This window comes from Mesorhizobium sp. M8A.F.Ca.ET.181.01.1.1 (genome assembly GCF_004792025.1).
GTDB lineage: Bacteria > Pseudomonadota > Alphaproteobacteria > Rhizobiales > Rhizobiaceae > Mesorhizobium.
This window is the reverse complement of the sequence record NZ_SRTV01000281.1, coordinates 1-291: the sequence shown is the minus strand read 5'-3', so window position 1 is coordinate 291 and position 291 is coordinate 1. Positions and strand designations below refer to the sequence as shown.

Below are 291 nucleotides of genomic sequence, written 5' to 3'. Positions count from 1 at the left end.
CTTGAACGTGCCAATGGCCAGATGTGGAGCGCCGAACAGGTGACCGGCCAGTTCATCGGCCCGCCGCTGGCCGGCCTGTTGATCGCGGCGGGCATTGCCATTCCCTTCGGCCTTGATGCCGGCTTTTACGCGGTCTCGGCGGTATTGATCTGGCTCATCGTGCTGCCGCCGCGCAAACCCTCCGGTCCGGCTTCATTCTGGCCGGCATTGCAGGAAGGCCTTGGCTGGATGTGGCGCAACCCCATGGTCCTGCGGCTCGCTATCATGCTGGGCGCAATCAACGCCGTATTT

General features: G+C 63.6%; 1 pseudogene. It reads left to right on the top strand.

From position 1 onward, the window contains the following. Positions 1–39 precede the first annotated feature (39 nt). Positions 40–291: pseudogene (locus EN824_RS34600) on the top strand (MFS transporter); the annotation flags it as partial.